At 37.7% G+C, this 24976-nt stretch carries 23 protein-coding genes and 1 pseudogene; 13 read left to right on the forward strand and 11 right to left on the reverse strand.

The window, feature by feature from the left end:
- The first annotated feature begins 2 nt into the window (after positions 1 to 2).
- From K8L98_RS07440 to K8L98_RS07450, 3 genes are all read left to right on the forward strand, one after another.
- Entirely contained in the window at positions 3 to 803 is an 801-nt protein-coding gene (locus tag K8L98_RS07440; protein WP_223440815.1) for a hypothetical protein, read from the forward strand.
- Between the two features lie 136 nt (positions 804 to 939).
- Positions 940 to 1350 (forward strand): hypothetical protein, encoded by a 411-nt coding sequence (locus K8L98_RS07445; protein ID WP_223440816.1) that lies wholly within the window; start codon positions 940 to 942, stop codon positions 1348 to 1350.
- A gap of 117 nt (positions 1351 to 1467) precedes the next feature.
- Positions 1468 to 1761, forward strand: coding sequence for a hypothetical protein (locus K8L98_RS07450; protein WP_223440817.1), 294 nt, complete (start codon positions 1468 to 1470; stop codon positions 1759 to 1761).
- A 159-nt stretch (positions 1762 to 1920) separates the two neighbouring features.
- Here the strand turns inward: K8L98_RS07450 and K8L98_RS07455 are convergent, their stop codons facing one another.
- Complete coding sequence (locus tag K8L98_RS07455; RefSeq protein WP_223440818.1) at positions 1921 to 2460, reverse strand: GNAT family N-acetyltransferase; 540 nt, start codon at positions 2458 to 2460, stop codon at positions 1921 to 1923.
- A 99-nt stretch (positions 2461 to 2559) separates the two neighbouring features.
- On the opposite strand from K8L98_RS07455, the gene K8L98_RS07460 reads away from it, so the two are divergent.
- The 5 genes from K8L98_RS07460 to K8L98_RS07480 all read left to right on the forward strand — a co-directional run bounded on the left by K8L98_RS07460 (position 2560) and on the right by K8L98_RS07480 (position 10447).
- Complete coding sequence (locus K8L98_RS07460) at positions 2560 to 3120, forward strand: GNAT family N-acetyltransferase (RefSeq protein WP_223440819.1); 561 nt, start codon at positions 2560 to 2562, stop codon at positions 3118 to 3120.
- 73 nt (positions 3121 to 3193) lie between these two features.
- Positions 3194 to 4093, forward strand: coding sequence for a DUF3895 domain-containing protein (locus K8L98_RS07465; protein WP_223440821.1), 900 nt, complete (start codon positions 3194 to 3196; stop codon positions 4091 to 4093).
- Positions 4094 to 4231: 138 nt separating this feature from the next.
- Positions 4232 to 5566: a hypothetical protein gene (locus K8L98_RS07470; RefSeq protein ID WP_223440823.1), complete on the forward strand. Its 1335-nt coding sequence runs from the start codon at positions 4232 to 4234 to the stop codon at positions 5564 to 5566.
- Between the two features lie 110 nt (positions 5567 to 5676).
- Positions 5677 to 6669 carry a nuclease-related domain-containing protein gene (locus K8L98_RS07475; RefSeq protein ID WP_223440825.1) on the forward strand — a complete coding sequence of 331 codons (993 nt, stop codon included), beginning with the start codon at positions 5677 to 5679 and terminating at the stop codon, positions 6667 to 6669.
- A gap of 976 nt (positions 6670 to 7645) precedes the next feature.
- Positions 7646 to 10447 carry a pullulanase gene (locus K8L98_RS07480; RefSeq protein WP_338037023.1) on the forward strand — a complete coding sequence of 934 codons (2802 nt, stop codon included), beginning with the start codon at positions 7646 to 7648 and terminating at the stop codon, positions 10445 to 10447.
- Positions 10448 to 10537: 90 nt separating this feature from the next.
- Here K8L98_RS07480 and K8L98_RS07485 read toward each other — a convergent pair.
- Positions 10538 to 10702: pseudogene (locus K8L98_RS07485) on the reverse strand (DUF4025 domain-containing protein); the annotation flags it as partial.
- Positions 10703 to 10875: 173 nt separating this feature from the next.
- Here K8L98_RS07485 and K8L98_RS07490 point away from each other — a divergent pair.
- Positions 10876 to 12108 carry an MFS transporter gene (locus tag K8L98_RS07490; protein ID WP_223443237.1) on the forward strand — a complete coding sequence of 411 codons (1233 nt, stop codon included), beginning with the start codon at positions 10876 to 10878 and terminating at the stop codon, positions 12106 to 12108.
- 78 nt (positions 12109 to 12186) lie between these two features.
- Here the strand turns inward: K8L98_RS07490 and K8L98_RS07495 are convergent, their stop codons facing one another.
- The 7 genes from K8L98_RS07495 to K8L98_RS07525 all read right to left on the reverse strand — a co-directional run bounded on the left by K8L98_RS07495 (position 12187) and on the right by K8L98_RS07525 (position 19337).
- Positions 12187 to 12603: a hypothetical protein gene (locus K8L98_RS07495; protein WP_223440827.1), complete on the reverse strand. Its 417-nt coding sequence runs from the start codon at positions 12601 to 12603 to the stop codon at positions 12187 to 12189.
- Positions 12604 to 12615: 12 nt separating this feature from the next.
- Entirely contained in the window at positions 12616 to 13980 is a 1365-nt protein-coding gene (locus K8L98_RS07500) for an amino acid permease (protein ID WP_223440829.1), read from the reverse strand.
- Between the two features lie 177 nt (positions 13981 to 14157).
- Positions 14158 to 14997, reverse strand: coding sequence for a manganese catalase (locus K8L98_RS07505; RefSeq protein ID WP_223440831.1), 840 nt, complete (start codon positions 14995 to 14997; stop codon positions 14158 to 14160).
- 552 nt (positions 14998 to 15549) lie between these two features.
- Positions 15550 to 17217, reverse strand: coding sequence for a ribonuclease J (locus tag K8L98_RS07510; RefSeq protein WP_223443239.1), 1668 nt, complete (start codon positions 17215 to 17217; stop codon positions 15550 to 15552).
- 45 nt (positions 17218 to 17262) lie between these two features.
- Positions 17263 to 18114 (reverse strand): dimethylarginine dimethylaminohydrolase family protein, encoded by an 852-nt coding sequence (locus K8L98_RS07515; RefSeq protein WP_223440833.1) that lies wholly within the window; start codon positions 18112 to 18114, stop codon positions 17263 to 17265.
- A 21-nt stretch (positions 18115 to 18135) separates the two neighbouring features.
- Positions 18136 to 18390, reverse strand: a complete 255-nt coding sequence (locus K8L98_RS07520) for a hypothetical protein (RefSeq protein ID WP_223440835.1) — start codon at positions 18388 to 18390, stop codon at positions 18136 to 18138.
- A 308-nt stretch (positions 18391 to 18698) separates the two neighbouring features.
- The gene (locus tag K8L98_RS07525) at positions 18699 to 19337 is read right to left on the reverse strand and encodes an MOSC domain-containing protein (protein WP_223440837.1); all 639 of its coding nucleotides are present in this window, start codon (positions 19335 to 19337) and stop codon (positions 18699 to 18701) included.
- 169 nt (positions 19338 to 19506) lie between these two features.
- On the opposite strand from K8L98_RS07525, the gene K8L98_RS07530 reads away from it, so the two are divergent.
- A complete protein-coding gene (locus tag K8L98_RS07530) occupies positions 19507 to 20286 on the forward strand; it encodes a YqcI/YcgG family protein (protein ID WP_223440839.1) in 780 nt (259 codons plus the stop codon).
- A 3-nt stretch (positions 20287 to 20289) separates the two neighbouring features.
- Here the strand turns inward: K8L98_RS07530 and K8L98_RS07535 are convergent, their stop codons facing one another.
- Positions 20290 to 20916 (reverse strand): LysE family transporter, encoded by a 627-nt coding sequence (locus K8L98_RS07535; RefSeq protein WP_223440840.1) that lies wholly within the window; start codon positions 20914 to 20916, stop codon positions 20290 to 20292.
- A gap of 480 nt (positions 20917 to 21396) precedes the next feature.
- Between K8L98_RS07535 and K8L98_RS07540 the strand changes: the two genes are divergently transcribed.
- Both K8L98_RS07540 and K8L98_RS07545 read left to right on the forward strand, forming a co-directional pair.
- Positions 21397 to 22296 carry a DMT family transporter gene (locus K8L98_RS07540; RefSeq protein WP_223440841.1) on the forward strand — a complete coding sequence of 300 codons (900 nt, stop codon included), beginning with the start codon at positions 21397 to 21399 and terminating at the stop codon, positions 22294 to 22296.
- A gap of 434 nt (positions 22297 to 22730) precedes the next feature.
- A complete protein-coding gene (locus K8L98_RS07545; protein ID WP_223440842.1) occupies positions 22731 to 23093 on the forward strand; it encodes a winged helix-turn-helix transcriptional regulator in 363 nt (120 codons plus the stop codon).
- An 81-nt stretch (positions 23094 to 23174) separates the two neighbouring features.
- Here K8L98_RS07545 and K8L98_RS07550 read toward each other — a convergent pair whose 3' ends face one another.
- Positions 23175 to 23735 carry an NAD(P)H-dependent oxidoreductase gene (locus K8L98_RS07550; protein ID WP_223440843.1) on the reverse strand — a complete coding sequence of 187 codons (561 nt, stop codon included), beginning with the start codon at positions 23733 to 23735 and terminating at the stop codon, positions 23175 to 23177.
- A 706-nt stretch (positions 23736 to 24441) separates the two neighbouring features.
- On the opposite strand from K8L98_RS07550, the gene K8L98_RS07555 reads away from it, so the two are divergent.
- A complete protein-coding gene (locus K8L98_RS07555) occupies positions 24442 to 24894 on the forward strand; it encodes a VOC family protein (RefSeq protein ID WP_223440844.1) in 453 nt (150 codons plus the stop codon).
- The last annotated feature ends 82 nt before the right edge of the window (positions 24895 to 24976 follow it).

The following is a 24976-nucleotide window of genomic DNA, read 5'->3' on the forward strand; positions in this document are numbered from 1 at the left end:
TTATGGAAAGAAAACAAGTACATGTAGCAATGTTTAGTGGTGGAGCAGCGAGTGCTTATGTTGCATATCAAATGGTGCAAACTCATGGAAAAGAGAACTGTATTTTATTTTTCACAAACACAATGTGGGAAGATGAAGATAACTATAGATTTATGGATGAAGTCGCAGATTATATAGGGTTAGAGATTACCGAGAGAGTAGATGGTCGTACCCCTGAAGAAGTGTTTTATGACTATCGTTTTCTGGGAAATTCTCGTTTAGCCAAATGTTCAGAAGAACTTAAAGTGTATCAAACAATTGTATTTTTAGAAGAATTAAGAGACGTTCACAACTTAGAACCAATTCTTTATTTTGGAATAGGTCCTCATGAAACACACAGGTCTGACAATTTAAAGGAGTTTTATCTACATAGACCTGTAGAGCCAATTGAAACTAGATTTCCTATGATCGAAACATTTAGAGAAGACATTGATGCAAAAGCAATAATACAGAATGAATGGGGTATTAAACTTCCAAGGATGTATGAATTAGGTTTTTCACATGCTAATTGTGGTGGCAGATGCGTGAGAGGCGGATTTCAGCATTACGCTCAGTTATACAAAATATGGCCTGATAGATATGCTTTACAAGAAGAGATGGAAGAAAACTTTCGTAAGCACTTTGAAAAGAATGTTTCAATACTTAAAAAAGAGGGTGGTCCCTTTACATTGAAACAATACAGACTTCAAATGGATGCTGAAGGTGTAGATAAATTTTTAAAAACCCAAGATGAAACTGTTCCTTGTGTATGTTCATTTTCATAAAAGCTTTGATTTAGAGTCAAAAGACTACTTTTAGAATTATTCTAAAAGTAGTTTTTTGTTTATAACAGAAATAAATAATACTTTCATTAATTGGACAGAATATGTGGACAAGCTAAAAAAGATGAAGGTGTTATAAATGTTAAATTTAAAAGCAGGTTTCTCATTAGTTCCTGGACAAAAGATAAGAATATATAGGAATTTACATAAAAATATTTTTTCAATACAAGACATTAAATTAAATAAGGTAATTGGATATGGAGAAGGTATTCTAGTATCTAATGTAAAAATGGTTGTCAGAAAAAGCGGTAGAGAATTGACACTGAAAACCGGAAATAAAAATGTACATGCCTTTATTGTAGGGGAGTTTAAAGGTCTTCACTATGATCCTATTCGTCATTCTAAACAAATTTATTATAATCCTTATGTTACTGATAATTTTATCTTACAAGATACCAATGAAGTAATAACTGAAGCTGAAAATTGCTTGTGCCTAAATATGAAGTGTTATGTATTTCAATATAACCATTACAGTAAGAGCATTATATAGGAAACAATATATACCGTTCATATTTGGACGGTCTTTTTATTTCAAATAGCTATTAATGAAATTTCCAGTTACTATTAAATTAGTGATAAGTAGTTTCAAAAATGAAAGGGGTTTATAATGCTTTCAGTCTCAGAAAAACTATCAATCTTTAAAAGTTATTCATTACTAATTGAAAGAAAACACAAAGATAACATTAGGCTCTCATACAAACATCCCACTGCTACAAAACGTCAGAAAACTGTAATCTCTGAATTTTCTACTAAAACAGGAAATGGTTATGTATGTGGAAAGTATCTTTCAGATGTTCATTCTTATTTAGTAGATAAAAGAGGATGGATTAATATTAAGAATTTTAATGAAGAAAATTTAAGAAAAATAATTGAAGAGTCTATGAAGTCATTAGAAAAATGAAATTTGTACAAAAAGATAGGATGGTGAAATTGAATAATACAATCATATTTCCACACAATATCAGGGGGTAGAAGTATTCACTATTAAGTAATCCCGCCTGTTTGTTTTGAATAGGAAAAAGAGACTGCTTATAAGTACGAAACAGTCTCTTCCCAATTATCAATCATCCGGATTCAAAATCGCCAAAACCTCATGATCCTCCCACTTCCCATTAATCTTCACATTCTTTCTCGCAAGTCCTTCTTTATGAAAGCCTGCTTTCTCGAGTACTCGAATAGAACCGATGTTGTGAGGCATAACGCCGGCTTCTATACGGTGCAGTTTGAGTTCTTCAAAGGCATACTTAATAATCAGTTTGACTGCATGGGTTGTGTAGCCTTTTCCGTTGTGAGCCTTGTCCAGAAAATAGCCTAGGACAGCATTTTGGAGTGAACTCCGCATGACTTGGAAGAGGCTGATGGTGCCGAGTAAACGATTGTCCTCATTCAGGAAGATGCCGAATTGATACTCGGTGTCTTCTTTGCTTTTTTGTTCGTATTCTTGGATCATGGTGCGCTGAGTTTCCAGGGTGTAGAAATCTGGTGTGCGGATCATGGAGAATTGTTCAAAGAACTCGCGGTTATTGAGCTGAAGCTGAAGTCTTGCTTCTGCATCCTCCACTGTAAAAGGTCTTATATGTATGGTTTCATTTTTTAACATCAAATCATCCCCTCTCTCTTAATTGTACCGAATTTAAAAGGATAAACAAGATAGTAGATGGAATATAGTGGATGGAATTGTTTTAATAGTCAGGGAGTGATGGTCATAAGTCTTGAGATAAGAAGACCAAGAATGGAAGATATGGAAGAGCTGAATCAATTTTTCAGTATAGTCATTAGGGATACATTTAATAAAGAAGGTATATCGGAACTGCTTGATGATATGAAAGAGGAAATTGAAAGTAAGAAACGATATTTGAAAACCGACTTGGAAAGCAATGGGGAGAAACGATATTTTTTAATCGCTTTAGATGAAAATGAGATTGTCGGTTCAATTGAATATGGTCCTGTTAGTGAGTTGATTGTTACATGCACAGAGGGCGTGTTGAGAGAAGGAGTCGAGGTAGGAACCGTTTTTGTTCATCCGGATTATCAAAGACGGGGTTTAGGTTCGCTGCTTTTGAATTTAATGCTTCTTACTCTGCAGAATAGAGGAATCAACGAGTTTTGTCTGGATAGTGGATATAAAAATGCACAAAAGGTATGGCGGAAGAAGTTTGGTGATCCTGATTATTTGCTTAAAGATTATTGGGGAGAAGAGAGTGATCATATGATTTGGAAAAGAAAAACGAATGATATGTCCTTACTTTTTCATTTATAAATGGAATATTTAATGAATCTTAACAAGGAAAACGTTTGGTAAGGAAGAATAGTACGTAGTGGAGGCGGCATCCATGGATTTTTATTTTGAGGCGGAGGAACGGTCTGAGATTCTTGAGGATTTAACAGTTGATCAGCGGTCGTATTTACTTGAACGGTTAAAGCGCGGAAAACGGACTCTTTTTTCAAATGAACTGGCGAGAAGCAAGGGGACTTATAGTGGTTCAGATCAGGAGCTTGACCGGGAAATTAACGACTGGGAGTTTATTGAGCTGCTTGATGGCGGTCTTGGAAATCGCCCGTTTCGCTGTGAGTGCGGCATGCCGCTTAGGTATCAGTATATTGTGAAGAATACAGAGACAGGCGAAATCAAGAAATTTGGAAAAGATCATTTTGAATTTCACACCGGGATTCCGGCATCCGTTGTGAAGGATATCATTAAAGGGTTTACCCAGATTGATTTTGAACTGGATGAAATGCTTTATAAAGTGATGAATGGCTGGGACAGGAAAGTTCTTACGGAGGCTAAAGCGGTTAATATTGAACTTCCTGAAGAGATTCAGGAACTCATTAAGCTCGACCTGCCTTTGTTAAATCGACAGATTAATAGACTTTATCGAATGGTTCAAAAGGAGAAAGGTGCTCGCCGTAAGGCACTGCGTCAGCCTGAAGCCGCAAAGGCGATTACAAGAGCTGCTCCAAAGAAGTTAAACGTGATTCCTAAGGTAAGTTCTCCTTTAGGGGTGGAAATTCATCAAGCAATCATTCGTTTAATTGAAAACACCGGAACGACAAGTGTGCTGGAGGTGTGCAGCGAGATTAATCAGTTCAATCATCCTTTTAAAGGATTTTATGATTCTGGAAAACCGAAGTCGTTTGTCTATGTGGCAATGGTGCTGGATCAATTGGTGGATCAGGGAGTCTGTCAATTAGATAGTAAGACGTTTGATGACCGGTGGTATTCAGTGAAATGAGATCTGCTTAGTATGAAGGCATTTTCTTTTTGTGCCGAAGATTTTTTAGGTAACTGCTTATTAGATAAGTTTACTTGTTAATATTAACGCAATCTGAACTCATAAAAGATAGGACACATCAATATAGGGGTGAATGAGATGTACCTGCCAAAAGCATTCGGAACGTTTCTAAAAAAGAAGAATCACATTTTCCGCCAGTCAGCTTACCTTCAATGGGGAGTGAGTGAAAAATCGATCGGCAGTTTTCTGCTGCTGAACCCTGGAAGTGCAAGTCACGATGCTGTAAGGGATTTGCAGGATGGGGAAAGTGTTTTCGCACAGGTTTCCCTGGATCCCACGATGAAGCAAGTGGTGAAATTGGTTGAAGCATTCTACCATCTTGAGCCTCTAAATGGAAGAATTCATTTGTATAATTTGTTCACGCTGCAGAACCCGAAGGACAGTGAGGCCATTGCCTATAACGAATATTTGGGCGGGAGAGGGATGGTACTTCCATCCGATATGCAAGTGCCCGTGAGTGAGCTGAAAAAGAATCCATGGATTTGCATCGGGTGGGGAGTAAACAATAAGAGTACATACACATTTTTAAAGCAGCTGAAAAGCCACTGGCTGGAGCAAATAGAACTGGCAGGCATTCCTTCATTCGGCAAGAAAAATCAAAATGGAGATTATTATCACGTTTGCCCGCTCCTAATGACAAAAAAGCATGCAATGGTCGAAGAGCTCAGGCACTTGTATGTGCAAAATGTTAATCCACAAGATCTATCAGATATCATTGAATTTACGGTCGCTGCCACTCGACCTAATCTTTATCTTGGTCCTTTTACTTCTTATTATCATGAAAATGAAGGATGGGCGGTTTCAAGAGATAATCCTGAACGTGTCATTGAAAGTTTTTCACAGCTGCGAATACGAAAGAATTACAAATTAAGAGCCTATCAATATACGGCTGGCGGAAACGGAAATTCAGCCGTGTGGGCTATTCCTCATGATCGGGAGCTGCCTTCGCCTGAAGAATGCATGTATTCAGACGAGCATAGCTTGGAGCATCCGAAACCGGATTTTGCGTATGATCACTTCATGAAGGCAGTGGACGGGGATTATTCTCCGCTATCCTACTTGCAGGCAGCCATTGCTTATCATGAAATCGGGGAATTTGGCGCGCTGTGGCACGGGTGCTATTGGAGTGCAGGCGATATTTTGCCTATAGATGAGGCCGAATACAGAGTGGCAAACAGCGTAGTAGATTACTTGTATACACTAGGTGATTGGAATGAATTTAAAACCATTCCTCCTTCACTCAGACCGGTTTTTTTCTATGAAAATGAAAGGCCGACTGTTGTCTTCTACACGAAGAACGATGTAGGCATGGTTAAACTGAGCCGGTATACACATACTTTTGAAAAAGACAGTTATGTTCAGAAAGTAGAGTGTGAGGATTTGGCTTTTGCCGGATTGGGGGTTATTTTTTGAAAAGACATGATGAAGCTCATGTCTTTTTTCTATTCCCAATTTTAGTCCTTAAATTCCTTGTTCTCATCTATAAGTAAGGAATGGTATAATCATCCAGAAAGGAGCTGTATATGATAAAAAAAGAAAGAAAACTCCCCATAATTATTCTCCAATATGAAGCTTTGCTTAGGAGAATTCCCGCAAATCATCCCAAGCGTCCTCACATCCTTGAGGAATTGGCAAAAAGCAAGGCAGGTTTCAACGGAGAGAAGTCTTTGGATTATCAATTATCAAGTATTGATCAAAAAAAGTATCACATATTCCACGATCTCCGTCTTTCCTCCGAAGACCGCAATTTTCAGATTGATTCACTGATTGCCTCAAAGAATCTTTTCATTGTATTAGAAGTTAAAAACCTTTCCGGCACCCTCTATTTTGATGAAAAATTCAGTCAGCTCATTCGGACAAAAAACGGCGAAGAAACAGGTTTTGCAGACCCTTATTTGCAAGTCGGCCGTCAAGAAGCCCTTCTGAAAAATTTCATCCTCCAGCATAAAATCACGTGCGCTCCAATTAAAGGTTTCATTGTCATCAGCAATCCATCAACTATTATTAAACCCACGTCCAAAATGATTAGAAATGGCACCAAAATTATTCATAGTGCTGCGCTTCCGCTTGAATTGAAAAACCTCGAGACCAATCATCAAACTCCCATACTATCTGATAAGGAATTGAAAAAGCTTTCCAGTATTCTTATGAAGAAAAATATTCTTTTGATCAGAGAAATTTTGACCAAATTCAAGATTAAAGAATCTGATCTTATTAAGGGAGTTTATTGTACGAAATGCATGCAGCTGCCCATAAGTAGAGTCCATTACTCGTGGGTTTGTCCAAAGTGCAGCGGTACCTCACGCAAAGCGTACGTCCATTCATTAATTGATTATGCTCTTTTGATTTCTTCAGACATTTCTAATAAACAGATGCGAGAATTTTTACAAATCTCTTCAGATACATCTGCTTTAAACTTATTAAGAATCTTGAATATTGATCACTCCGGAGAAACCAAGGGAAGACGATATCATTTGACCTCGCTGATTGAACGATACAGGGATGGTTTGTTGTAGGCATGTAGAGAAGCTGTTTACAATTAAACGGAATTATTTTCAAAAGTCTCGGGAAAAAACCGCAAAGTCTAGGAATTCCTTCAAAAAGTCTTGGAAAAAAGGTTCAAAGTCTCGGAATTAAAAGAAATGGTCACTCTAGTGTCGAGGAGGAATAGTCTTTTTCTAGAAAAGATCACTTTAAACAGTAAATGAGCACCAATTGGAGAGGGGACTGCGCTAAAAATAGCCTACATGCTTTCGATTAGCCAATTTTTGATGTGCCGTTCACATTTATACGGAATTATTTTCAAAAGTCTCGGAAAAAAACCGCAAAGTCTAGGAATTCTTTCAAAAAGTCTTGGAAAAAAGGTTCAAAGTCTTGGAATTAAAAGAAATGGTCACTCTAGTGTCGAGGAGAAATAGTCTTTTTCTAGAAAAGATCACTTTAAACAGTAAATAAGCACCAATTGAAGAGGGGACCACGCTAAAAATAGCCTACATGCTTTCGATTAGCCAATTTTTGATGGGCGTTCACATTTATACGGAATTATTTACTAAAGTCTCGGAAAAAACCCGCAAAGTCTAGGAATTCATTCAAAAAGTCTTGGAATAAAGGTTGAAAGTCTCGGAATTAATAGAAATGCTCATTCTGGTGTCCAGGAGAAATAGTCTTTTTCTAGAAAAAGATCACTTTATACAGTAAACGGGCGCTAATTTGAGAGTTGCCGCGCTAGAAATAGCCTGCCTACTTGCAAATAGCAGAATTTAAAGTGGCGTTCAAAAGGGAGAACCAGGCCAACAGCCGGGTTCTCCCTTAATATATATTTTGTAGAATTTTCAAAATTATTATTGACACAAAGCATATTTTTCCTTTTAATTATAAATGTAAACGCTTTATGAAATCGTTTGCACACCGTGCAAGAACTATCCGCGTACACACTTTCTTACCAGTTTCAAAGTTTCATTTAGTACAAGCTAATAATAGGGAGGTTGAAAGATGCCAAGATTATTGAAAAGTGCACTTGTTTTTATTTTATTTATTTCAATGGTAATTCCAGCATTACAGCTGCCAGAAGCAAACGCAGCTGAAAAGGACCCTGATCTGCCTGAAAATACGGTCAGAATTCACTATGTTAAGGACGATAAAAACTACAAAGATCTTGGATTGTGGTTATGGGAGGATGTAGCGGAAGCGCCAAAAGAGTGGCCTAAAGATGCTGTGCCGTTTACTGAAGAGCAAACCGACGAGCATGGACGCTACATCGATGTGAAAGTGAAAGAAGGCGCGAAGAAACTTGGTTTCCTTGTTGTCAATCGCGTGACTGGCGAGAAAACAGGCGGAGACAAAGTTTTCACGATGCTTGAGGACTACAATCACCTCTGGATTAAAAATGCAGATGACACGGTTTACACATCATCTGAATGGGAAAATCCGATTGGTATAGTCAGTGCAGAAATTGTTTCAAAACAAAAGCTTCTGATTGGATTGACAAGAACAGAAGGGTTAACGGAAGAGGAACTGTTTTCTTCTATAAAAATTCAGGATGAAAACGGCACAGATATTCCAGTTGAAAGTGTGAAAATAATATCCGGTTCTACAGTGGAAGTAAGTACTTCTGCTGAACTGACGAATGATTCTTACACCGTTACATACGGCGGTAAATCAATTACGGCAACTAAAGGCTGGAGAATGATTGATGAGCTTTATTCGTATGATGGCGATGATCTGGGAGCTGTCTATCAATCTGGCAAAGCAGTGCTGAAACTATGGGCACCTAAAGCAAGCAAGGTTACAGCGGTTTTTTATGATAAAAAGAATGCAGCAAAAGAGATTGGCAGGCTCAATTTAGCTATGGGAGAAAAAGGAGTCTGGTCAGTTGAAGCGAAGCCAAAGAATCTTGGAATCTCTGATTTAAAAGGATACTATTATCAATACGAAGTAACAAATGGCGGGGAAACAAAGAAAGTTCTCGACCCTTATGCAAAATCTATGGCTCCTTTCACTGTAAATACAAAAGGTGAAGCAGGTCCAGATGGTGATATGGTGGGGAAAGCAGCCATTGTTGACCTTGCAAAAACAAATCCGAAGGGACTTGATTTTGCGAAGATTGACGGCTATGAAAAAAGAGAGGATGCTGTAATCTGGGAAGTGCACGTCAGAGATTTTACATCAGATCCTTCCATTAAAGAAGATTTAAAATCTGACTGGGGTACGTATGACGCGTTTAAAGATAAGCTTGAATATATCAAATCTCTTGGTGTGACTCACGTTCAATTGTTGCCGGTGATGGCCTGGTATTATGGCGATGAAACGAATATGAGAGAACGCGAGCTTGAGTATTCTGCGGCAAACAATGAATATAACTGGGGCTATGATCCTCACAGTTATTTTTCACCCGACGGAGCTTATTCAATGAATCCGAAAGATCCTGAGCTTAGAATCAAAGAATTAAAGGGGCTCATTGATGCGGTGCATGATTCAGGAATGGGTGTTGTGCTTGATGTTGTGTATACCCATATGGCAAAATCAAGCATGCTGAATGATATTGTCCCGAACTACTATGCTTTCCAGGATGCTAATGGAAACTTTATCGGCGGATTCGGAAACAACCTTGCAACAAACCACGTTATGGCTGAAAAGCTGATGGTTGATTCCGTTAAATATTGGTTTGAAGAATACAAAATTGACGGCATGCGTTTTGATATGATGGGTGATGCTACGTATGATTCCATTCAGAATGCCTACAATGCTGCTGCAGAAATTAATGAAAATGCCTTATTCATCGGCGAAGGCTGGAGAACGTTCGGCGGCCATCTTTCAGATCCATCTCTTGCAGGCAAGGGTGCCGATCAGGACTGGATGAACAAAACAGATGATGTCGGAGTTTTCTCAGATGAAATCCGCAATGAACTGAAGTCTGGTTTCGGATCAGAAGGAGAACCGCGATTCCTGACAGGCGGAGCAAGAAGCCTTGATCTTATTATGAAAAATATTAAAGGGCAGCCTACCAATACTGCCGCAGATGATTCTGGTGATATGGTTCAGTATATTGAAGCGCATGACAACCTGCCATTGTATGATGTCATCGCTCAATCAATCAAGAAAGATCCGGCCATTCCTGCAAACAATGAAGAAATTCATGACAGAATCCGTTTAGGAAACTCCATGATTCTCACTTCGCAGGGCACAGCCTTCCTGCATGCTGGCCAGGAATATGGAAGAACAAAACAGTGGCTTGGAGAAGGAGTGCCTGAACAGAAATTCCACGCTCTTCAAGATGATTCTGGAAAAGTGTTTGGCTATTTCATTCACGATTCATACGATTCATCAGATGCCATCAATAAATTCGACTGGAAAAAGGCCACAGATGATAGGGCGTATCCAATCAATAACACGACTCGCGAATACACGGCAGGTCTAATTGAACTGAGAAAATCAACAGATGCTTTCAGGTTAGGAAGCAAGGAGTTAGTTGATTCCAATGTTACGATGATTGATGCTCCTGAAATGAATGATTCAGATTTAGTCATCGGCTATAAAAACGTATCTTCCAATGGAAAAGAAGCTTACTCTGTATTTGTAAATGCAGATACGAAAGCAAGAACGCTTACTCTTTCCGAGGATTTAAGAAAAGGCGTAATTGTAGTCGATAATGACGAAGCAGGCGCAAAAAAAGTTAAAAAAGCATCCGGATTTAAGCTGAAAAAAAATTCCATTACAATCGAACCTTTAACGACGGTTGTCATAAAAGTAAGCAATAAAAAACCGGTTGGCCCTAAACATCCATCTTGCCGTTAACCGCGTAGATGCTACGATCGGCTTGGTGGCTTGCTAAGATATATATAAGATAATAAAAGACCAAATGGCCAAGCCATTTGGCCTTTTTATTTATTCATCCCCTTTAACTTGCTGGTCAATGGTTCCCTCGTAATAATCATCACTGACTTGCTCATGAGTCTCGGCCAGTCCTTTTTCCAATTGTGTTTCACCTTCATAATTAGAAACATCAAATTGTTTTCCTGCAATTTCTGATGATTGTGTGTTTTTCTTTTTCATCATTCATGCACCTCATTCATGTGTATTTATTTATAGAATGCTCTTATGTCAGTAAAACATTCCAAATCATTAAAATAGCCGGTTTGTACATACTTAAGAGTACGAGGAAAATACTAAGAAAGGTCTGATCTAATCCTAACAAGCAGGAGGTCAAAGATTTGGGTGCATCCATGGTCAGTGAGGAGAACAAACTAAGCAAGTGGTGCATAGTAAGTATGGCTTCTATTCCACTCGTTATGACACTCGGCAATTCAATGCTTATCCCTGTTTTGCCGATTTTTGAAAAAGAGGTTGGGATTACTCCTTTTCAGTCAAGTATGGTAATTACCAGTTATTCGATTGCGTCCATTATCCTTATCCCATTTGCAGGATACTTATCTGATCGAATTGGAAGAAAAGCAGTGATATTACCCAGTCTGTTTATTGCTCTCATCGGCGGATTAGTGGCAGGATTTGCTTCTTGGAAGTTAAGTGATCCATATACAATGATCATTCTTGGGCGTATTCTTCAGGGGATAGGAGCAGCAGGTGCCTCTCCCATCATCCTGCCTTTAGTTGGGGATTTGTATAAAAACGATGATGAAAAGGCAAGTTCATGCCTGGGTGTAGTGGAAACATCCAATACATTTGGAAAAGTGCTCAGTCCAATTATCGGATCATTATTCGCTTCCATACTATGGTTTGTTCCGTTTTTTTCCATTTCTTTTTTTAGTTTAATTTCCATTCTTCTTGTTTTCTTTTTTATAAAGGTTCCTAAAAGGAAAGAAAAACCGGCTGCTTTTAAAGAATTTCTTTCAAAAACAAAAAAGACCTTTCATCAAGAGGGAAAATGGCTCTACCTTTTGTTCGCCCTTGGAGCATTTGTTATGCTTATTTTATTCGCTGTATTATTCTTCTTATCAAACCATCTTGAAAAAGTATATTTACTAAAAGGAATCAAAAAAGGATTTTTGTTAGCCATTCCCCTTATGGTTTTATGCACTTCAGCATTTATAACAGGTAAATGTATAAAGGGTGATATGAAAATAATGAGAATCATCACGATTTTCTGCCTTTTAATTTTATCTTTAAGTGTTCCGTTTATAGGCTACGTTAAAAATGATTTTTTTTGGCTTTTTTTTGTTACCAGTATCATTGGTATGGCTATTGGGGCCATGCTTCCTACCTTGGATGCAATTGTAACAGAAAATATCGAGAAGGAAGAACGGGGCACGATTACCTCATTTTACAGTTCTGCAAGGTTCATCGGTGTTGCCTTAGGACCGCCAATTATGACTGCGGTGACAAAAAATTATTTGAACCTGAGTTTTATAACAGCTGGTATTACAGGCATTCTCCTGTTGTGGTTGGTGATAAAAAATTTCAAAGCAAAGCCTGAAAAAAGGAAAATGATTTACTTTTGACTTGCATCTGGTTAAATGCCGGATGCAATTTATTTTCAAGTAAAAAAGAAAGAACTCGAAATAGAGTTCTTTCTGCACTTAAATCAGTGAATCAAATGAAAACGAGTCAATGGATGAAATTTTTCCTCTCCACCAGGACGCAGAAGCAGTCATTGCCGGCTGATTATATTTTGCGTTTTTCAGGTGAATATAGGTTGCGGCAGCTTCCTCATCGTCTTTTTTATCCCCTTGTTCCTGCTTTTGTTTTAAGTATTCATCTCTTAAGTCACCAAATCGTTTGGCAATAATCTTGGACATTGTATCGTCTTTTAAATGAAGGGAGGATTCCGTAATCCCGTCATAATAAGCTCTGGAACCAATTAATATGCCTGTAACGATGGCTCCCTGAATGTTCAGGGTAATCGCTACTTCTATGCCGTCATTTTCGGCAAGGGACAGGAACATCAGCAAGACTGCATCTTCTGTAGGAGTCTGTTCTTTTTTTGAATTCCCCATTTTAGTCACTCCTTAATAATATCTAATTTTTATTTTTTCTTGTTTCCAATATTTTTTCATCTTTAAGCAAATTAAAAAGATAATGAGCACAAATAACAGACTAATGTAAAAACCTGGTCTGACGGCCTTGTCCATTAACGTTCCGCTTACAGCAGCAAAAATCAATACAATTCCAAGATATGAAGATAGTTTAGTGATCCACTTCGTTTTCAGCAGTTTTAAGGAAGATATAATAATGAAAAACCAATTGTACAGAAGAAGTATTCCTGCTGCAGTGGTTATATACTCGTATATTTTTCCAGGCAGAATTAAGGCTGTTATGATGGATGCAACAAGACCTATTGATGCTAATGCAAGGGAAGGGACAGGAAGCTGTTTGAATCTCTTGCTTTTTTTAGAAAAAAGGGCTGGAGCATCTCCATCTTTGGACAACGTAACAAGAAGGTTCGTTACACCGAAAAGGGAAGCAGTCATAGTAGAAAATCCAGCGATAATAATCGCTGCATTAAATACATGTGGAAAAAACACAAGGTTATATCCAGTTAATGCCGTTACAAATGGGCTTTCTTTTTCATGAAAAGAATCAGAGGACACCAACAATACTGCAAGTGCCAAAGAAATGACATAAACGGCGGTCAGACAGAAGAGCATCACCTTTCCAGCCTTTGGCGCATCTTCCTTCTTTTTAAGCTGTATGGCCATAAGACCAATTACTTCAATTCCTCCATAGGCATAAAAAGCATATGTCAATGAAGCCCAAAATCCTTTCCATCCATCCTTGAAAAGATCAAATGCTCCAGCAAACACTTCCGGTTTTTGGGGGCCTTTTATGAATCCCATAAGTGCCAGAACTGCCAGAATAATAAACATGATTATCGCAGCAAACTTTAATATGGCAAGAAGGTTTTCTGTCTTATCGAACCCTTTGGTGCCTGTAATAACAACCAGGATGGAAAGAATCGCATAGCAAACGGCAAAAATCCATAAAGCTATATTTGGGAACCAAAATTGAGAGAGTATAGACAGGGCAATAAGCTGACTGCCCATAATTAAGATATTGGAGGCCCAGTAATTCCACCCGCAGCTGAATCCTGCCCATTTGCCGAATGCTTTCCCTGCATAATAACAGAAGGATCCTTCCTGCGGGTCTTTTGCTGTCATTTTTGCCAGAACATTAAAGACAATATATGTACCTATTGATGCCAGGAAAAAAGAAATGACAATGGAGGGACCAGTAATCATAATTCCAATGCTTGATCCAAGGAAATATCCGGTTCCAATGGTGCAGCCGACTCCGATTAAAGATAACTGCCACCATTTTAAATCTCCGCTGCTTGAGCTGCTTTTATTAGAACTGCCTGGAGTGCAGCTGCTCATGTAACCCCTCCTTCACAGTTTTATTGTTCGATTTAAAGTCATTGAATATGTATTTTAATTTGGAAGGGATATATGTATTTTTTCCGTTAAGCTTAAGCGAGCTTTTAGTTCTTTTACAAATTAAAACAAGCCAGAATTCTGGCTTGTTAAGGAAGGAAAAATAAAAGTGTCTTATTATTAATTTTTTACTAGGTGTTTTCCTAAATCATGATGCAAATGATCGGCAGGTATTTTAGGTTTCGGCACTTGTCCTTTAGGTTCAGGATCGGAAACATACACAAAATCACCGGTTCCATCGGGAGCGCTGCCATTAGCCCATGGGCCCTTGCCTGATTCTTCTCCTTCTGATAAGCTCCAGAATTTGTATGCTTCTTCCTGGGACTCTAATTCTGCTTCAGGAGGGAACGAAGCAGGTACGACGACACCATTCTTTTCTTCTAGTTCCTGAATGGCGGCCATCCACTGATATTGATGATACCGATCACGGGCAAGCATTTTACGGAATGTTGCACGTACACCTTCATCTTTTGTCATGTGGTATAACCTGGATACTTGAAGTCTGCCTTGAGTCTCAGCATGCAAGTTAGATCGCATATCAGCCAAGAGATTTCCGCTTGCCACTATATATGACCCGTTCCATGGTACACCATTAGAGTTTGACGGCAAGCCGCCAAGACCGCTTACAAGCAGATGCTGCGGATTTATTCCTCCCATGATGGCAGCCATTGCAGGATCCTCGGCTGCTTTTGCCTGATCTTCAGGGGAGGCACCATCCAATAATTGACTTATCAATGAGCAAAGCATTTCTACATGACCGATTTCTTCTGTTCCAATATCCATCAGCATGTCTTTATATTTCTCTTCACCGCGGCAGTTAAATCCTTGAAAGAGGTACTGCATCATAACGGTCATTTCTCCAAACTGTCCACCTAATACTTCTTGAATTTGACGGGCCAGCATTGGGTCAGGGTTGTCTACTTTCACTTCAAATTGCAAATTTTTCTGATGTCGGAACATTTAAATTTCTCCTCCTAATATATTGATTATATTTACAATATCTACATACCCGGTAATTCTTTTACAAAACGTTGGAAGAGTAAAAAGATGAATTAACCAGCAGTCATACTTCTGGTCAATTAGGTAAAAGAGGGAGTATAAAGTGAAAATGAGTTTTACCTGACTTTAAAAGTGGCATACTTTATATGGATAAGGCCGTTTTTGTGTGGAAAAATATTCGTAAATAATCTAAAAGCAGGTGAGGAATTGATTGAAACAAATTCAACAAGATATTGTGAAAACTGCAAAAAAGAAACACTCCACACAATAACTGAAGATGCTTTAGAAATAAATTATCTTTGTTCTGCATGTGAGAGAGATGAACATTTAATAAAAACCTTTTTTTAAATTAATTGTTCTTCTAAATAAAAACAACTTTCTCAAACCTGATTTTCTTAACATTTAAAAAGACTTCTATCGTAAAGATAGAAGTCTTTTTAAAAAAGGTAGATGTACTTTTGTTCATTTCTGTTAAACCAGGGCATTTAAAAAGAGCAGATCATTCCTGTTTTATTAAACTTCGATAATGATGGGAAGGATCATAGGTCTTCTCTTAGTTTGAACAAATAAAAAATGCCCAAGTTTTTCTTTTATCTCTTTTTTGATTGCGTTCCATTGGTGGTTTTTCTTTGTTAATAGTGAATTTACAGTTGTTTTTGTAAGCTGATTAACCTCTCGCAACAGCGCTTCAGAATCACGTGCATAAACAAAACCTCGAGATATAGCATCTGGACCGGAAATGATTTTTGCTTCCGTTTTGCTTAAAGTGATTACGATAACAAGCATCCCATCTTCTGAAAGCTGTTTCCTGTCTCTTAAAACGATATTGCCAATATCGCCAATACCTAAACCATCAACATATACATTGCCTGCTTGTATTGAACGAGTTTGAACGGCTGTCTGATTCGAAATGTCTACAATATCCCCATTTTTCATAACAAACATATTGTCAGCTGCGACACCCACGGATTCAGCCAGTAAACAGTGATGGTGGAGCATTCTGTATTCTCCATGAATAGGGATGAAATATTTAGGTTTCATCAAAGTCAGCATCAGCTTGAGTTCTTCCTGATAGGCATGGCCTGAAACATGCATTCCAGTTGAACTGCCAGACCCGTATATGACAGTTGCTCCTAAGTTAAACAAGTTATCTATAATACGGGAGACATTTCTTTCATTACCTGGGATTGGGGAAGCTGAAAAAATCACCGTATCTTCAGGCAATACTTCGACATTCCGATAACTGGAGTTTGAAAGTCTGGCGAGAGCAGCCATTGGTTCACCTTGACTTCCAGTACAAAGGATCGCTACCCGCTCAGGAGGCAATTGATTGATTTCATGTGCTTCAATCAGCATGCCATCGGGTATTTGAAGGTATCCTTGATCGATAGCCACGGATACCACATTAACCATACTTCGTCCGAGTAAGGCTAATTTTCGATTCGTTATTTTTGCAGCATTCACGATCTGCTGAACACGATTTACATTTGAAGCAAAAGTAGAGATGAAAATTTTTCGATTAGCTTTTATGAAAGCTTCTTCTATATGTTCTCCTACGATTTGTTCGGAAGGAGTAAATCCTGGCCTTTCAGCATTTGTGCTTTCTGATAAGAGCATCAAAACGCCTTCACTGCCTATTTTGGCCATTTTATGTATGTCAGTATGCTGATTATTTACCGGGGTCAAATCAAATTTAAAATCCCCGGTATGGACAACAGTTCCTTCAGGGGTATTAAAAACTACGCCAAGACAATCAGGGATGCTGTGATTTGTTTTAAAGAAACTTAATTTTAGAAATTCAAAATCAATTTTTGATTCTGAGTCAATTCTTATCAGTTGTGTTTCAGCCAAAAGGTTATGTTCTTTTAACTTAATCTCGATTAATCCTAAAGTAAGCCTACTCGCATAAATTGGGAGGTTCAGCTGTTTTAAAAGATAGGGGATACCGCCGATGTGATCTTCATGTCCATGAGTAACCACTAAACCTTTGATTTTGTCTTTGTTCTCCTGCAGGTAAGCAATATCAGGAATGATCAAATCAATTCCCAATAGACTTTCATCGGGAAATTTTGATCCGCAGTCAATGACTACTATTTCATTATCGTACTGTAAGGCATACATGTTTTTACCGATTTCATTTAATCCGCCAAGTGCAAATATTGAAAGCTTTTCACTAGTCATCAAAACAAAAATCCTCCTATGTATCTAAACTTTTTTGAGAGTGAATTACGGAATTCGTTTAATTGGCAGCGTGCAGCAGCGGAATGATCCGCCTGACTTTATAATTTCACTAAAATCAATTTTAATCACATCATACCCGCGCTTGCTTAATTGCTGATTGACTTCTGCGTTTTGAGGCAAACTGATGATTTTTCTATTTCCTATTGAAAGTACGTTAACACCCATAGAAAACTGTTCTTCTTTAGAAACCTCAATTAAATCAAATCGATTGGCTAAAAGGTTATATTCACTTTCATTGAGGCCATCTTTATAAATAAGGGCCTCTGTATCTGAAATAATATTGAAGATACAATCTAAATGTAAAATTTCTTTTTTTATAGGGATAGGAATGACCGTATAATCTATTAGATGTGATTGGATTTTCTCAATGGCACCGGCTGTTGTCCTTTCACTTAAACCAATATAGACTGTTTTACGGTCAATAATAACATCGCCGCCTTCAGTCTGATCTTCGACAAGGTCTATGTACTTTATTCCAATGGTATTAAGCCATTCTTTTAGAATTCCTTCTTCTCCCTGTCTGATTGGCATTTTCATATCTGAAATAAATAAAACCTCTCCTACAGCAAATCCGATATCTCTAGTAAAAACCTGTTCTGGATATTTTTCTTTTGAAGGAAGGATATGAGTCTCGATTCCGTTATTTTTAAGAGCATTAACAAAAGATTGATGTTGAATGATTGCTTTTTCCACTTGAATATTTTCTTTATGATATCTTCTTTGAGTCTCATTAATGACCTGACTGATCCTCATAAATCTTGGTTCGCACAGGATTACATTCTTTAAAGAATCATATTCGGAAAAGCAGCTTACTTCTGATTTATCTTCTTGATGCATTCCATTATCCTCCAAATTGTTTTAATTGATGCTCTGCAGGGCAACTAGTGTTTCATTTAAATGCATTAAATGTTCTTTAGCATGATGAACCATCGTTGCCTGTTCTTCATTTTGCAACTCCTGGTGCATAACAGTGCTTAATTGGTCTTTAGCTAACTTTAAAGCTCTTAAGGCTCTTTGGTATTCATCGGAGTTAAAATTCATTTGGGCGTGAATCACCGCATTTCTTGCTTGTTCTACAAGCTCGAGCATTTCATCAAAATCAGTATGTTCCATTATCTTTCCTCCAAGAGACGCATGATCATAATTTTGTTTTTCACTTTCATAAAACCAGATTATCGTTGAACTAGTTTAACTGCTTCAAATTGATAAGGTGATTGAATGCATGATTTTCTGCTGGGGCTTTTGCTTGCAGCACGTTTTCTTTATATTGTGCTCAGGTAACATAAGACTCATACAGATAAATGAAATCCCTGTTAAGATAAACTTTGGTCTGTGTTAAGGGCAAATTTTCCACTCAAGATTAAATCATGCTTTCATAGCTGGTTTATAAAAGCTTTCATTTCTATCGCATTTTGTCGTAATCAGCCATCATGTAATGTGATCATGTCACCGGTTTTGACAGATCCTTCTTTTAATACAGCAGCATACACACCAAAAATATTATGATTTTCTTTAAAGACCGTTTTTAGCACCGTTCGATCAATGATGCCGGAGGAAGGATCAATATTAATGATGGAACAGCGTTCACAGCCTTTTTTAATAACAACTTCCACATCCCCAATTTTCAATCGTTTACCAGCCCAGGTTTGCTCTGAAAAAGGTTTTTTATTATATAAATCTATGACGATATTTGGCCGAAAACGGAGGTGATTTACTTCATTGTCTAAGACGTGAGAGATGTATTTTATTGAGGCATCAGTCACCAGAAGAATGTTTTCAACTTCGATTGCACCAAAGGGTGTATAAGCGGGATGATGTTTTATGCGGGTTAGCCTCTTTTTAGATAATTTCTCAAGCCTTTCAAGGAGGGCTGTATCCTCAAAAGCAAATACTGTTCCCTCTGCTGAAATAACTTCCACAGGCGGATAGTTTTCTGGTTTTTCATCACCTTTAAAACGTGCTTTAAAAGTTGTCATCTCAGGCAGTTGTGTTTGAGTTAAATATTTCCCGTCCCCAGTCTTGAATCCGTGACTTCGATCTCCATATAATCCATGTCCCAATACATTTACTTGATTAATTTTTTCCCCGTGAATGATTTTACCGGATACCTTATTATTTCTTTCACATTACCAATTATCATAAGATTTTCACCTTCCTTTTAGCTTTCTCATCTTATACGCGCACCCTTTCCCGTTCCCAAAAATAAATTGGGTGGAGGAGGGATAATACGTGAAGCTCATATATGATAAAATCAGCCTTGATAAAAACGAAGCTATACTTGGCGACTGGGAAAGAAAAGCATTTCATTTATTCTCAGAAAAAATACAAAACAAGGAGCTTAAATTTCCTTGCATACCAGCGACACAAGGGTTTGCTATGAATCACTTTAGATATGCGTTCATAGATGATCCGCTTGACATGAACTCTCTCTCTGATTTTGCCGGCAAGTTCACCTATTATTCCGAAATCTCTAAAACGACTGGAACATACTCTTCACTTATTGTTTTCTTTAAAAACATACCTGAAACTGAAAGATATACGCCGGAGAATTATGAGGCTCTTTTTTGGAAGATATTATCAAGCATAAAGCAGTTCGATGAGGAGCAATGGCCAATAGACATACCAACAGATCCGGAAAATAAACTCTGGGAGTACTGTTTCGCTGGGGAAAAGTACTTTATGTATTGTGCAACCCCCAGTCATCGTCACAGAAATAGCCGTTTTTTTCCTTATCTCATGTTAGCAATTACACCACGCTGGGTGTTAAATGAATTCGAAAAGAATAAAATCCTCAGCAGCAAAGTGAAAAAAGAGATAAGGAGAAGATTAAATCAATATGATACAATTTCCCCTCATCCGGATTTGAATCAGTATGGGAAAGAAGATAATTATGAATGGAAGCAGTATTTCCTGCGGGATGATCATTCATCACCCAAGTCCTGTCCATTCTCAGGCTATGGGAAAAATGACATAAACTCTGAGTCTAAGAAAAATAAGAATAATCTTTGAGTTTTAAAATAAAATCACCCATGCATGATAGCCAAAATAGATTCCAAATCCAATCATCGATAATGATGAGAGGAATGAGATTGCGATCAATATTTTAGAGTGAAGGAACTTTCTTGCATAGCTTGAGACTGCGGCCATTGTAAAATCCCAGATTAAAATTCCGCAGATGATAGCAGTACTGTATAATAGAAGCTGATTGACACTGGAACTGGAAACAGTTTTAGCTAAAACTGATCCATAAATGCCTAACCAGAACATAATAGTCAGCGGATTTGAAACAGACATGACAAATCCTGATAAAAATGAGCTTAAGCCCGAATTTTTCATAGAAGCATCATTCCTGATATGTATTTCTCTTATGCTCAAAAGACTTTCGATCCCTGAGTAAATAAGGACAAAGAAACCAAAAATCCAAAGAAACGTTTTCATAAATGAAGAGTCAATAAAGTGAATCACACCAAAATATACAAGCATCATATAAAGAAGATCAGCGAGCAGCGCTCCTATCCCAAAAATCCATGCATGAAAAAATCCCTTTTTTATACCGCGATTAAGCTGAGCTGCATTTACAGGACCAATAGGTGCTGCCAGAGAAATACCAAGGATCATATAGGTTAAGAAAATGTTCAAAGCGGTGCCCTCCAAATTATTTTTATATGTAAGCATATTCCTAAGGATAGGCATGTACCACTTTTTATTAAAGAAATAGCTTTACTTTTATTCAAATGAGGACGAGGTATTACTTAAGGAGAAACATAAAATGCTCAGAATAACTTTAAGGGGTTCCGTTTAAGGAGAGAAAACAGTAAATAGCATTAAAACAGCAGGGTAATTCGCATATGAATTAGACCTGCTGTTTTTGTTGATATAACAAGGATTTCAACCGTTTTTGAGTAGAAATAGTTACATAATCAGCACCCTTATAATATGAAAGGGCAGGATTGTGGAGGATTCAATTTTCTTTCTACTTTTGTTAAAGGGCCATATTGTCGAATAAGAAAATCCAGATAGTCCGGAATTAATATCTCTTTCCTTTTAAAGAATTTGTTAAAATAAATAAAGTAATCATTCATTAACATTGTTAGTCAGACACCAGGAAGAGGTAATACCATGGTAAGATTCATGTACATATTTTGTTTGATTGTATGGGGACTTAATTTTATTGCGGTAAAAATTCAAGGAACACCAGTAAGCTTGGAATTATCCTTAACTTATCGTTTAGTTATAACATCCTTTTTATTTTTGGTTCTTGTTTGGTTCCTTCGCCCAAAGGGGAGACCAACAAGAAAAGATATTCCATTTGTAATGGTGTTTGGTATATGTAACTTTGCATTAAGCTATTTGTGCCTTTATTACGCCACAATTTTGAGTACGGCAGCAATCGTAACACTGGTTTTTTCGTTAAAAGTGATTTTGACTCCGATAGCTCTCCGAATTTTTTTAAAAGAAAAATTACATTCACGGGTTTTAATTGGGGGAACTCTAGGTGTATTGGGCGTATGTATTCTTATCTATCCGACTTTGGAAAATTTTCAAGGGTTCAATGACATAAAAGGAATTATGATTGCTTTCCTAGGTACACTTCTGACGTCAGTTGGTGACGCCAGCTCGGCAAGAAATGCTAATCGAAAGGTTGATCCAATTTATGCAAATGCAATTGGATTTACAGTGGGCAGTATATTGATGGGGGCAATTGTATTGTTCCAAGGTCAAGAATTTATAATTCCAAGATCTGTTTCATACTTATCTGCGTTGTTATATTTAACTCTGGTTGCTTCATTTGCGGCATGGTTATTTTATTTGAAGCTTGTAGAAAGAATTGGAGGAGCTCAAAGCGGCTATATGGTCGCTCTTTTCCCAGCTATTGGTGGAGTGGCCTCTGTTTTTATCGGTGAGTCAGATCCATCAGTGTATTTATTTGCTGGTTGCCTATTTAGCTGTATTGGCGCTGCAATTGCTTTAGGATTTGGAATAAGAAATCAGAATGTGAAGCTGCCTTTCAGGATTTAGTAAGAAGGAATTTACTTATTAATTTAATAATTGCACTCATTTAATGAATGGAATCTCAGGTTATTGACAAAGAATCCAGAAGAAAATCTAGCTATTTAACTTAATAGGCTTATTGAGCTAACCAGCTTAAATAGTAATCTTCAACCAATCGGGGGCGATTGCTTAACAAAGTGTCGTCTCTTCTTATTGAAGGAAAGGGCAGTTTAACGGAGTAAGCGGATTCAGAAGTTCTTCTGTATAATGGCCAATTAATTGAATAAAGAAGAAGTTTTTTAACAGTCAATCTAAGGGTTGTTTTGTTAAAATTTACTGGAATTAAAGATATAGCAAAATTTTATAGCGATTTTACAATACATCCTTTGCAATAAGATTGCATAATGATCTATTGTAAAGGATGCCTATTTCATATACTTACCTAAAGGAGAGTGTAACTTATGCGACGCAAAACCTGTGTTCCGACTGGCGTTGAACGAAAAGACACTGGTTTTGGATATACGTTGTCCTTAATAGGCGGTAAATATAAAATGATCATTATATATTGGCTGTCTGAAAATAAGGTTATGCGGCATAATGAGCTGAAGCGAAGTATCGGTATCATTTCTTTTAAAACGCTAAGCATCATGTTAAAAGAGCTTGAGGCAGATGGTCTTATCATACGCAAGGAATTTCCCCAAGTGCCTCCAAAAGTTGAATATTCATTATCTGACCGTGGTCTTTCTCTCGTTCCATTGTTAAATATGATGTGCGAATGGGGAGAGAAAAACCGTTTGCCAATTCTGGAGGATGTACAGAGGTAGGCGTAGCTATTTTGTTTAAATCAAAAGAAGTATTTCCTCAATAAAAATACTTCTTTTTTATAGCTTTAATTAAGCTGCCTATTACAGGTTGTCAACAAAATTCAAATAATCCTGAGCGCTTTTTTCCAATTCGCTTGCACCCGACTCATTTTCTTCTTGTTCGTTTCCACCCGGCTCATTTTCTTTGCCATAAAACGCAAAGAACGAACGATAATCTGCACTGCAATATAGGAAGGTCGTTTCAAATGGAACTAATAGTTGTTCAAGTGTATACTGATATCTTCCATTTTTACTATAATCCTCTTTTTTGATTCCTGCAGATACACCTAAAGCAATTTTACGATTCTTTAATTTATCTCCGCCATTTGAACCATAAGCCCATCCATAAGCTAAAACATCGTCAAACCATTTTTTAAGGAGAGGCGGACAATTAAACCAATATATAGGGAACTGCAAAACAAGATTACCATGTGATTCAACCAATTTTTGTTCTTTTTCCACGTCTATGTTTCCATCAGGGTAAACTTTAGTCAATTCGTGAACAGTAAACTTTTCCGGATACTTTTTCAGTTCTTCTACCCATCGCTTATTAATAACGGATGTTTCTATGCTGGGATGTGTTACGATAACAAGAGTTTTCAAAGAATTGTCCTCCTAAAGTATTATTTATATCTTGATAATAAAGTGCAAACTGCAAATATGTAAGTATGCACTTTTAGTACAGGTACTTACATAAAGGTGAGCGTCAAATCAGTCATAAAAATATTTTTTCTATAAGGAGGACCTGCGAACCTATTACCCGCAAAGTAGAATAGCTGCATTCTCGGGGTAACCGTACGTTGTTAGAAAAAATCGTGTACTAAGTCATTTTTTAGTTATTCAAGAATCGGGCGCTTATCCAGTACAAGGATGGCGCCTTATTTAATGGAATAAAGTATTGAGTAAATTGCTTGATTTTGAAATAATTGGTATTAAGCAATAGGGCAGTTTAACGGAGTAAGCGGATTCTAAAGTTATTCTACATAAGGGCCATTTAATGGAGTAGAGGGCAGGAATATTTTGTGGGGAAGTCGAAGTTGTTTTATCGAATAGCAACTACGGTATCGAATTTTTGAAACTATTGAACATGGTGGCATTCACGAAATAAGGTTCGCGAATATTCAAATAGTAGAGGGTTTACGAAGTGTTGTTCGTTAACAAGATGTTATATGACATACTCGAAAACCCAATTTCACATTTTCCTATACTGTGACAAGGTGTTTTTGTTTGGAAGGGATTTGTAACTTTTTAATAGCATAATTATTAAGATAATCAGATAATAAATTTTTACACATAAGGAGATAAAACTATGGCAAAAAACAAATTACTAAGAATGGACAATGTCGGCATCGTTGTAGAATCCCTTGATGACGCAATCTCTTTCTTCGAGGAGATTGGCTTGAACCTCGAAGGGCGAGCCACTGTCGAAGGTGAATGGGCTGGTCGCGTAACCGGATTGGGTTCTCAGTGCGCAGAGATTGCTATGATGGTTACCCCAGATGGCCACAGCCGACTTGAACTTTCGCGATTTCTCACCCCACCTACTATATCAGATCACCGGACTGCTCCTGTAAACGCCCTCGGTTATCTACGCGTCATGTTCACCGTTGAAGACATTGACGAAATGGTATCCAGACTCACTAAGTATGGTGCTCAGCTCGTTGGCGAAGTGGTTCAGTACGAGGACTCGTATCGGCTCTGCTACATTCGCGGAACCGAAGGACTTCTAATCGGTTTGGCGGAACAACTCGGTAACAAATAAGTCTGTGACGTTTTATAAAAAGCCTTTACTGCTTTATTCAGCAATCGGGTGCGTTTCTCCAAGAAGAAGGAGCGCTTTTTAA

The sequence above is a fragment of the Metabacillus dongyingensis genome, from assembly GCF_019933155.2.
In the GTDB taxonomy this organism is placed as follows: Bacteria; Bacillota; Bacilli; order Bacillales; family Bacillaceae; genus Bacillus_P; species Bacillus_P dongyingensis.

Bases quoted from the DNA above. Each gene is read 5' to 3' on its own strand.
- K8L98_RS07480 (WP_338037023.1), top strand. From the start codon at position 7,646: ATGCCAAGATTATTGAAAAGTGCACTTGTTTTTATTTTATTTATTTCA.
- K8L98_RS07455 (WP_223440818.1), bottom strand. From the start codon at position 2,460: ATGTTAAAAAATGAAACCATACATATAAGACCTTTTACAGTGGAGGAT.
- K8L98_RS07540 (WP_223440841.1), top strand. From the start codon at position 21,397: ATGGTAAGATTCATGTACATATTTTGTTTGATTGTATGGGGACTTAAT.
- K8L98_RS07520 (WP_223440835.1), bottom strand. From the start codon at position 18,390: ATGGAACATACTGATTTTGATGAAATGCTCGAGCTTGTAGAACAAGCA.
- K8L98_RS07470 (WP_223440823.1), top strand. From the start codon at position 4,232: ATGTACCTGCCAAAAGCATTCGGAACGTTTCTAAAAAAGAAGAATCAC.
- K8L98_RS07475 (WP_223440825.1), top strand. From the start codon at position 5,677: ATGATAAAAAAAGAAAGAAAACTCCCCATAATTATTCTCCAATATGAA.
- K8L98_RS07440 (WP_223440815.1), top strand. From the start codon at position 3: ATGGAAAGAAAACAAGTACATGTAGCAATGTTTAGTGGTGGAGCAGCG.
- K8L98_RS07510 (WP_223443239.1), bottom strand. From the start codon at position 17,217: ATGACTAGTGAAAAGCTTTCAATATTTGCACTTGGCGGATTAAATGAA.
- K8L98_RS07445 (WP_223440816.1), top strand. From the start codon at position 940: ATGTTAAATTTAAAAGCAGGTTTCTCATTAGTTCCTGGACAAAAGATA.
- K8L98_RS07490 (WP_223443237.1), top strand. From the start codon at position 10,876: ATGGTCAGTGAGGAGAACAAACTAAGCAAGTGGTGCATAGTAAGTATG.
- K8L98_RS07460 (WP_223440819.1), top strand. From the start codon at position 2,560: ATGGTCATAAGTCTTGAGATAAGAAGACCAAGAATGGAAGATATGGAA.
- K8L98_RS07555 (WP_223440844.1), top strand. From the start codon at position 24,442: ATGGCAAAAAACAAATTACTAAGAATGGACAATGTCGGCATCGTTGTA.
- K8L98_RS07450 (WP_223440817.1), top strand. From the start codon at position 1,468: ATGCTTTCAGTCTCAGAAAAACTATCAATCTTTAAAAGTTATTCATTA.
- K8L98_RS07545 (WP_223440842.1), top strand. From the start codon at position 22,731: ATGCGACGCAAAACCTGTGTTCCGACTGGCGTTGAACGAAAAGACACT.
- K8L98_RS07495 (WP_223440827.1), bottom strand. From the start codon at position 12,603: ATGGGGAATTCAAAAAAAGAACAGACTCCTACAGAAGATGCAGTCTTG.
- K8L98_RS07500 (WP_223440829.1), bottom strand. From the start codon at position 13,980: ATGAGCAGCTGCACTCCAGGCAGTTCTAATAAAAGCAGCTCAAGCAGC.
- K8L98_RS07515 (WP_223440833.1), bottom strand. From the start codon at position 18,114: ATGCATCAAGAAGATAAATCAGAAGTAAGCTGCTTTTCCGAATATGAT.
- K8L98_RS07465 (WP_223440821.1), top strand. From the start codon at position 3,194: ATGGATTTTTATTTTGAGGCGGAGGAACGGTCTGAGATTCTTGAGGAT.
- K8L98_RS07505 (WP_223440831.1), bottom strand. From the start codon at position 14,997: ATGTTCCGACATCAGAAAAATTTGCAATTTGAAGTGAAAGTAGACAAC.